We start from the raw sequence: 8,143 nt of genomic DNA, 5'->3' as shown, positions 1-8,143 counted from the left end.
GCTTTGCGCATAAAAAAGGCTGTGTCAGCGTTTTGACACAACCTCATTTTTTTTGTTTTAATTCTTCCACAACAAACCCCTTCAGATGCCTTCTGAAGTTATATTACACTTTTATCGCTCTATAAAATTCTATGAATGAATGAAAATTTACGTGTTTTTTTGTTTGTGTTATATTAAATATCTATATTTGCACTAATTTTAGAAGAAAGGATGACGTTTATTGTCTCTTAGTCAGGTGTGGAACATTTGGGTTGTGTATCTAGCCTGTAAGACAATTGAAATATATTATTTACTAAAATAAATTGAGATGAAAAAGGGTTTATTGTTTATTTTATTGGCAGCAGTCTCAGTATGTCTGCCTGCACAAGAAAAAGAAAATGCAGCAAAGAGTTATAGAGTGGAAACAAATCGCTTTGGTGCTAACTGGTTTATTAGTGGTGGCGTTGGCGCACAAATGTATTTTGGCGACAATGATGGTAAAGCTGACTTCGGAAAACGTCTTGCTCCGGCACTTGACATTGCTGTAGGTAAGTGGTTTACTCCGGGTATCGGATTACGTGTAGCTTACAACGGGCTTCAGGCTAAAGGTGCTACTCCTAATGCTAATGGTCCGCTTGTAGACGGAGGACAGTATTCTAATGGCTACTACAAAGAAAAGTGGAATGTGATGAACTTCCATGGAGATGTAATGCTGAATCTTTCCAATATGATTTGTGGTTATAGAGAAGATCGTCTGTATTCATTCATTCCTTATGCAGGAGCTGGATTTGTACATTCAGGAAAAGGTGCAGGTTATGACGAACTGGGTATCAATGCCGGTTTGATCAACCGTTTCCGTTTGTCTTCTGCTTTGGATCTTAACGTTGAATTGCGTGGACTTTTGATGAAAGGCGCATTCGGCAATTCAGGTCCTGAAGGATTGGCTGGTCTGACTATAGGTGTTACTTACAAGTTTAAGAAACGTGGTTGGGATGCTGTTCCTACTGTACCAATGGTTCCGGAAAGCCAGTTGAACGACATGAGAGACAGAGTGAACGCTTTGAAGGGTGAAAACGAATCTTTGAAACGTGACTTGGTTGAAGCTCGTAACAAGAAACCTGAAGTGATCGTTAAGAAAGAAGCTGGATTCGTTCCACGTCTGGTTGTTGTATTCAATATCGGAAAGAGCAACATCAGCAAGAGAGAATACATGAATATTGAAGCTATGGCTAAGGGTATCAAAGCAACTGATAAAGTGTTTACTATAACAGGATATGCTGATAAGGGTACTGGTTCTGCTGAATACAACATGAAGTTGAGTAAGAAGAGAGCTGAAGCTGTTCGTGACCTGATGGTTAATGAATTTGGTGTTCCTGCTTCTCAATTGAAGGTTGATTACAAGGGTGGTGTAGGCAACATGTTCTATGATGATGCTAAGTTAAGCCGTGTAGCTATTGTTGAAGAATAATATACATTTGAAATAATAGAATAAAAGAGACGTTTCCTTTCACGGGAAGCGTCTTTTTTGTATTTTTGTACCCCATGAGCAGAATAGTAGCAATAGATTATGGAAGAAAGCGTACCGGAATAGCTGTGAGCGATACAATGCAGCTGATCGCAAACGGATTGACGACGGTGCCCACGCATGAACTTCTGAACTTTATCGGTGAATATATAGCTAAAGAACCGGTGGAGCGGATTATTATTGGATTGCCCAAGCAAATGAATAATGAGGTTTCGGAGAATATGAAGAATATAGAGCCTTTTGTTCGTTCGCTGAAAAAGCGTTATCCGGACCTTCCGGTCGAATATGTGGACGAACGTTTCACTTCTGTTCTTGCACACCGTACCATGCTGGAGGCAGGTTTGAAGAAAAAAGACCGCCAAAACAAGGCATTGGTGGACGAAATAAGTGCTACTATTATTTTGCAAACATATTTGGAGAGTAAACGTTTTTAGTATAGGACATAAGAATAACTTAATTTTTTAGTAGAGTATAAAAATATGATTTTACCTATTTATGTATATGGCCAACCTGTATTGAGAAAGGTTGCAGAGGACATAACACCGGATTATCCGAATCTGAAAGAGTTGATTGAGAACATGTTCGAAACAATGGTACATGCAGACGGTGTAGGATTGGCTGCTCCACAGATTGGTTTGCCTATTCGCGTGGTTACGATTACATTGGATCCGCTTTCGGAGGAATATCCTGAATTTAAAGACTTTAATAAGGCGTATATCAATCCCCACATTCTGGAAGTAGGGGGTGAAGAAGTGAGTATGGAAGAGGGATGCTTAAGCCTTCCCGGTATTCACGAAACAGTGAAAAGGGGTGATAAAATTCGCGTGAAATATATGGACGAGAATTTTGTGGAGCATGAAGAAGAGGTGGAAGGTTATCTGGCTCGGGTGATGCAACATGAGTTCGATCATTTGGATGGTAAGATGTTCATTGACCATATCTCACCGCTTCGTAAGCAGATGATTAAAGGAAAGCTGAATACGATGTTGAAGGGAAAAGCGCGCAGTTCATATAAGATGAAACAGGTGAAATAAAGATAAAAAACGTTTATATCCCTGTTAAGTAAGCGAAAAGCATTATTTTTGCTTCGTTTACAAGCATAAAATATCAATGGTAAAAAGAATCTTAACAGTTTTATTACTGTTCCCAACGCTGGTGTGTGCTCAAATAAATACGGATCGGGTGATGACTATTGCCCGAAACGCTCTTTATTTTGAGGACTATGTACTTTCTATTCAGTATTTTAACCAGGTTATTAACGCTAAGCCTTATCTGTATGAACCTTATTTCTTCAGGGCATTGGCTAAACTGAATCTGGAGGATTTTCAGGGTGCTGAAGCAGACTGTGATGCAGCTATCCAACGCAATCCATTTGTGGTGGGTGCTTATCAGATTCGTGGTTTGGCAAGGATTCGTCAGAGTAAATTTGATGGAGCGATTGAGGATTATAAGAAAGCATTGCATTATGATCCGGAGAATATTACTTTATGGCATAACCTGACATTATCTCATATCCAGAAGAAGGATTATAATGCTGCGAAAGAGGATTTGGAAAGCTTGTTGAAGGTGTCTCCACGCTATACCCGTGCTTATTTGATGAGGGGGGAAGTGTCTTTACAACAGAAAGATACGATTGCTGCCTTGAATGACTTCAATAAGGCGCTTGAACTGGATAAATATGATCCGGATGCTTGGGCTGCAAGAGCGATTGTTAAATTACAACAGGCTAAGTATGCGGAAGCGGAAGCGGATTTCAACCGTGCTATTCCGTTGAGTGCTAAGAATGCTGGAAATTATATAAACCGTGCATTGGCTCGTTTTCATCAGAATAATTTAAGAGGTGCCATGAGCGATTATGATCTGGCATTGGATATTGATCCGAATAACTTTATCGGTCATTATAACCGCGGTTTGTTACGTGCACAGGTAGGAGATGATAACCGGGCTATCGAAGACTTCGACTTTGTTATCAAGATGGAGCCGGATAATATGATGGCTGTCTTTAACCGTGGTTTGCTGCGTGCGCAAACGGGTGATTATCGCGGGGCTATACAAGATTACACAACTGTTATCAATCAGTATCCGAACTTCCTGGCCGGATACTATCAGCGTTCGGAAGCTCGCAGAAAGATTGGAGATAAGAAGGGTGCGGAGCAGGATGAATTTAAAGTCATGAAGGCGCAGATCGACAAGCAGAACGGTGTGACGAACAAAGATGTAGCACAGAACAAGGATAAGGAAAATGATGAGGAAGGCGGAGAGAAGACCCGTAAGAAATCGGATAAGAATATGAATAACTATCGTAAGATAGTGATTGCCGATGATTCTGAAGCTGAACAACGCTATACAAGTGATTATCGTGGACGTGTACAGGATAAGAACGTAAATATAACGATGGAACCGATGTTCGCTTTGACTTATTATGAGAAGATGAGTGACGTGAAACGTTCGGTGAACTTCCACAAATATATTGAGGATTTAAACCGTACAGGTATACTTCCGAAACGTCTTCGCATCACGAATATGGAAGCTCCGTTGACGGAAGAACAGGTGAAAGTGCATTTTGCCTTGATTGATACACATACATCGGCTATTGTGGAAGATGAAAAGAATGCCTCAAAACGTTTTGCCCGTGCAATTGATTTTTATTTGGTGCAGGACTTCTCGAGTGCAGTCTCTGATTTGACTCAGACAATCTTGCTGGATGGTGATTTCTTCCCGGCATATTTTATGCGTGCATTGATTCGTTGTAAACAGTTGGAATATCAGAAGGCTGAACAAGCTGTCGAAACAGATGTTGTTCCTGGCGATAATAAGCGTAAAGAGATTACCGCAGTAGATTATGAGGTGGTGAGAAAAGATTTGGATAAGGTGATAAATCTGGCTCCGGACTTTGTATATGCATATTATAATCGTGCTAATGTTTCTGCCATGTTGAAAGATTACCGGGCTGCAATTGTCGACTATGATAAGGCGATCGAGCTGAATCCTGATTTTGCAGACGCTTACTTCAATCGTGGACTGACTCATATTTTCTTAGGAAATAATAAGCTGGGTATTTCTGATTTGAGTAAAGCCGGTGAGTTGGGGATTGTTTCTGCTTATAATGTTATCAAACGTTTTACAGATCAATCGGAATAACATTTTTTTGATAAAAAATAGAAAACTCAAAAGATTTAGTTACTTTTGCGTTCAAATTATGAAAATATAACATCATCATATTATGATAAAGATAACATTTCCCGATGGCTCCGTTCGTGAGTATAACGAAGGAGTGAACGGTTTACAGATTGCTGAAAGTATCAGCTCGCGTCTGGCACAGGAAGTGCTGGCATGTGGCGTGAACGGCGAGACTTATGATTTAGGACGTCCTATTAATGAAGATGCTAATTTCGTTCTTTATAAATGGGATGATGAAGAAGGTAAGCATGCATTCTGGCATACAAGTGCACACTTGTTGGCGGAAGCTTTGCAGGAACTTTATCCGGGTATCCAGTTTGGTATCGGACCGGCTATTGAAAACGGATTCTACTATGATGTGGATCCGGGTGAAGCGGTAATTAAAGAAAGCGACCTTCCTGCCATTGAAGCTAAAATGTTGGAACTGGCTGCAAAGAAAGAAGACGTAGTCAGAAAAAGCATCGCAAAAACGGATGCTCTGAAAATGTTTGGTGATCGTGGCGAAACATATAAATGTGAATTGATTTCTGAACTGGAAGACGGACACATTACGACTTATACCCAGGGTGCATTTACTGACCTTTGTCGTGGTCCTCACTTGATGACGACTGCTCCGATCAAGGCTATTAAGTTGACTTCAGTGGCTGGTGCTTATTGGCGTGGTCATGAAGATCGTAAGATGCTGACTCGTATTTATGGTATCACGTTCCCGAAGAAGAAAATGCTGGATGAATATCTGGTGTTATTGGAAGAAGCGAAGAAGCGTGACCATCGTAAGATTGGTAAGGAGATGCAGTTGTTTATGTTCTCCGAAACTGTAGGTAAGGGACTTCCTATGTGGTTGCCGAAAGGTACTGCATTGCGTCTGCGTCTGCAGGAGTTCTTACGTCGTATCCAGACACGTTACGATTATCAGGAGGTGATTACTCCGCCAATCGGTAATAAGTTGCTGTATGTGACTTCGGGTCACTATGCAAAATATGGCAAGGATGCTTTCCAACCTATCCATACTCCGGAAGAGGGGGAAGAGTATTTCTTGAAACCAATGAACTGTCCTCACCACTGTGAGATTTACAAAAACTTCCCACGTTCTTATAAAGACCTTCCGTTGCGTATAGCTGAATTTGGTACGGTTTGTCGTTATGAACAAAGTGGAGAGTTACATGGTTTAACTCGTGTTCGTAGCTTTACGCAGGATGATGCGCATATCTTCTGTCGTCCGGAGCAGGTGAAAGATGAGTTCCTTCGTGTGATGGATATTATATCTATTGTGTTCCGTTCTATGGATTTCCAGAATTTTGAAGCACAGATATCTTTGCGTGATAAAGTGAACCGTGAAAAGTATATTGGTAGCGATGATAACTGGGAAAAAGCGGAACAGGCTATTATCGAGGCTTGTGCGGAGAAGGGCTTGCCTGCTAAGATTGAGTATGGAGAAGCTGCTTTTTATGGTCCTAAGCTTGACTTTATGGTGAAAGACGCTATCGGTCGTCGTTGGCAGCTGGGCACTATCCAGGTTGACTACAACTTGCCGGAACGCTTTGAACTTGAATATATGGGCTCTGATAATCAGAAGCATCGTCCGGTGATGATTCACCGTGCTCCGTTCGGATCAATGGAACGTTTTGTTGCTGTATTGATTGAGCACACTGCCGGTAAGTTCCCATTGTGGCTGACACCGGAACAGGTAGTTATTCTGCCGATCAGTGAGAAGTTCAATGAATATGCAGAACAGGTGAAGATGTATCTGAAAATACACGAAATCCGTGCGATTGTAGATGATCGTAACGAGAAGATCGGCCGCAAGATTCGTGATAATGAAATGAAGCGCATTCCTTATATGCTGATTGTCGGTGAAAAAGAGGCTGAAAATGGTGAAGTTTCTGTTCGTAGACAAGGCGAAGGTGACAAAGGAACCATGAAATTTGAAGAATTTGCTAAAATTTTGAACGAAGAAGTTCAGAATATGATAAATAAATGGTAACTTTGCAGCCGTTTCAAAATAAAATATTTAGTATAACAATAAAAAGATCAAACTAGGAAGTAAACGTTTTTAATGAAGAATGACACTCTAAAAGGGCAATACAGAATCAATGAACAGATTCGTGCCAAGGAAGTTCGCATAGTAAGCGATGATATTGAACCGAAAGTATATCCAATCTTTCAGGCTCTGAAAATGGCTGAAGAAAAAGAATTGGATTTAGTGGAAATTTCTCCTAATGCTCAACCCCCTGTTTGTCGTATTATTGATTATTCTAAATTTCTTTATCAATTAAAGAAACGTCAGAAGGAACAGAAAGCGAAGCAGGTGAAGGTTAATGTGAAGGAGATTCGTTTTGGTCCCCAGACAGATGACCATGATTACAACTTTAAGTTGAAACATGCTAAAGGATTCTTGGAAGACGGTGATAAGGTGAAGGCTTATGTATTCTTTAAAGGTCGTTCTATCCTTTTTAAGGAACAAGGTGAAGTATTGTTGCTTCGTTTTGCGAATGATTTGGAAGACTATGCAAAAGTGGATCAGATGCCGATATTGGAAGGTAAGCGTATGACTATCCAGCTTTCTCCGAAGAAGAAAGAAGCTCCTAAAAAGCCTGCAACGGCCGGAGCACCGAAACCTGCTGCTCCTGCACAAAAAGCAGAGAAGCCGGAAACGAGCGAAGAATAAGAAAAGGATGCGTAACGCGCAGGTATAGTGCGTTGCCATTATATATTTAATAATTTAAAAACAAGTAAGATGCCAAAGATGAAGACTAACTCCGGTTCTAAAAAAAGGTTTACCCTTACCGGAACAGGTAAAATCAAAAGAAAGCACGCTTTTCACAGTCACATTTTGACTAAGAAATCCAAGAAGAGAAAAAGAAATCTGTGCTACTCTACAACTGTTGATACAACAAATGTAAGCCAGGTTAAGGAACTCTTAGCAATGAAGTAATCAAAAGCGTAAAAGTATTATTAAAGTATTAACCGAATGCATTAGCCTGAAGTTCGCTGCGTGAAGTAGCGGCGCTAACATTCAAAAAAAGTAAAACTATGCCAAGATCAGTAAATCATGTTGCTTCAAAAGCAAGAAGAAAGAAAATTTTGAAATTGACCAGAGGTTACTTTGGTGCAAGAAAGAATGTATGGACCGTAGCTAAAAACACTTGGGAAAAGGGTTTGACTTACGCGTTCCGTGACCGTAGAAATAAGAAAAGAAACTTCCGCGCTCTTTGGATACAACGTATCAACGCTGCTGCACGTCTTGAAGGAATGTCTTATTCTAAATTGATGGGCGGTCTGCACAAAGCCGGTATTGAAATAAACCGTAAGGTTTTGGCTGATTTAGCTATGAATCACCCGGAAGCTTTCAAAGCTGTAGTTGCTAAAGCTAAAGCTGCTTAAGCATCAATAGTTTACGAGTTACAAATGAGGTTGTGTCAAAACGTTGGCACAACCTCTTTTATATTTTACAGTTCT

At 40.5% G+C, this 8,143-nt stretch carries 8 protein-coding genes; all 8 read left to right on the top strand.

All coding sequences use genetic code 11. From position 1 onward, the window contains the following. Positions 1-307 precede the first annotated feature (307 nt). The 8 genes from DWZ47_RS29695 to rplT all read left to right on the top strand — a co-directional run bounded on the left by DWZ47_RS29695 (position 308) and on the right by rplT (position 8,068). Complete coding sequence (locus DWZ47_RS29695; RefSeq protein WP_008644083.1) at positions 308-1,447, top strand: OmpA family protein; 1,140 nt, start codon at positions 308-310, stop codon at positions 1,445-1,447. Positions 1,448-1,521: 74 nt separating this feature from the next. Further along, a complete protein-coding gene (gene ruvX / locus DWZ47_RS29690) occupies positions 1,522-1,938 on the top strand; it encodes a Holliday junction resolvase RuvX (protein WP_004307247.1) in 417 nt (138 codons plus the stop codon). 45 nt (positions 1,939-1,983) lie between these two features. Further along, positions 1,984-2,538, top strand: a complete 555-nt coding sequence (def, locus tag DWZ47_RS29685; protein WP_004297529.1) for a peptide deformylase — start codon at positions 1,984-1,986, stop codon at positions 2,536-2,538. A gap of 76 nt (positions 2,539-2,614) precedes the next feature. Next, positions 2,615-4,645, top strand: a complete 2,031-nt coding sequence (locus DWZ47_RS29680; protein ID WP_117515642.1) for a tetratricopeptide repeat protein — start codon at positions 2,615-2,617, stop codon at positions 4,643-4,645. A gap of 82 nt (positions 4,646-4,727) precedes the next feature. Then, complete coding sequence (thrS, locus tag DWZ47_RS29675; RefSeq protein WP_004297531.1) at positions 4,728-6,668, top strand: threonine--tRNA ligase; 1,941 nt, start codon at positions 4,728-4,730, stop codon at positions 6,666-6,668. Positions 6,669-6,740: 72 nt separating this feature from the next. Further along, on the top strand, positions 6,741-7,352 hold the full coding sequence (gene infC, locus DWZ47_RS29670; RefSeq protein WP_004307244.1) for a translation initiation factor IF-3: 612 nt from the start codon (positions 6,741-6,743) through the stop codon (positions 7,350-7,352). 69 nt (positions 7,353-7,421) lie between these two features. Then, positions 7,422-7,619, top strand: coding sequence for a 50S ribosomal protein L35 (gene rpmI, locus DWZ47_RS29665; RefSeq protein WP_004297539.1), 198 nt, complete (start codon positions 7,422-7,424; stop codon positions 7,617-7,619). Between the two features lie 98 nt (positions 7,620-7,717). Beyond that, positions 7,718-8,068 carry a 50S ribosomal protein L20 gene (gene rplT, locus DWZ47_RS29660; protein ID WP_004297540.1) on the top strand — a complete coding sequence of 117 codons (351 nt, stop codon included), beginning with the start codon at positions 7,718-7,720 and terminating at the stop codon, positions 8,066-8,068. Positions 8,069-8,143: the final 75 nt, after the last annotated feature.

This window comes from Bacteroides sp. AF32-8BH (assembly GCF_003435205.1).
GTDB classification, from domain to species: domain Bacteria; phylum Bacteroidota; class Bacteroidia; order Bacteroidales; family Bacteroidaceae; genus Bacteroides; species Bacteroides ovatus.
The sequence above is the reverse complement of the archived record's forward strand: the minus strand, read 5'-3'. Positions and strand labels throughout refer to the sequence as shown.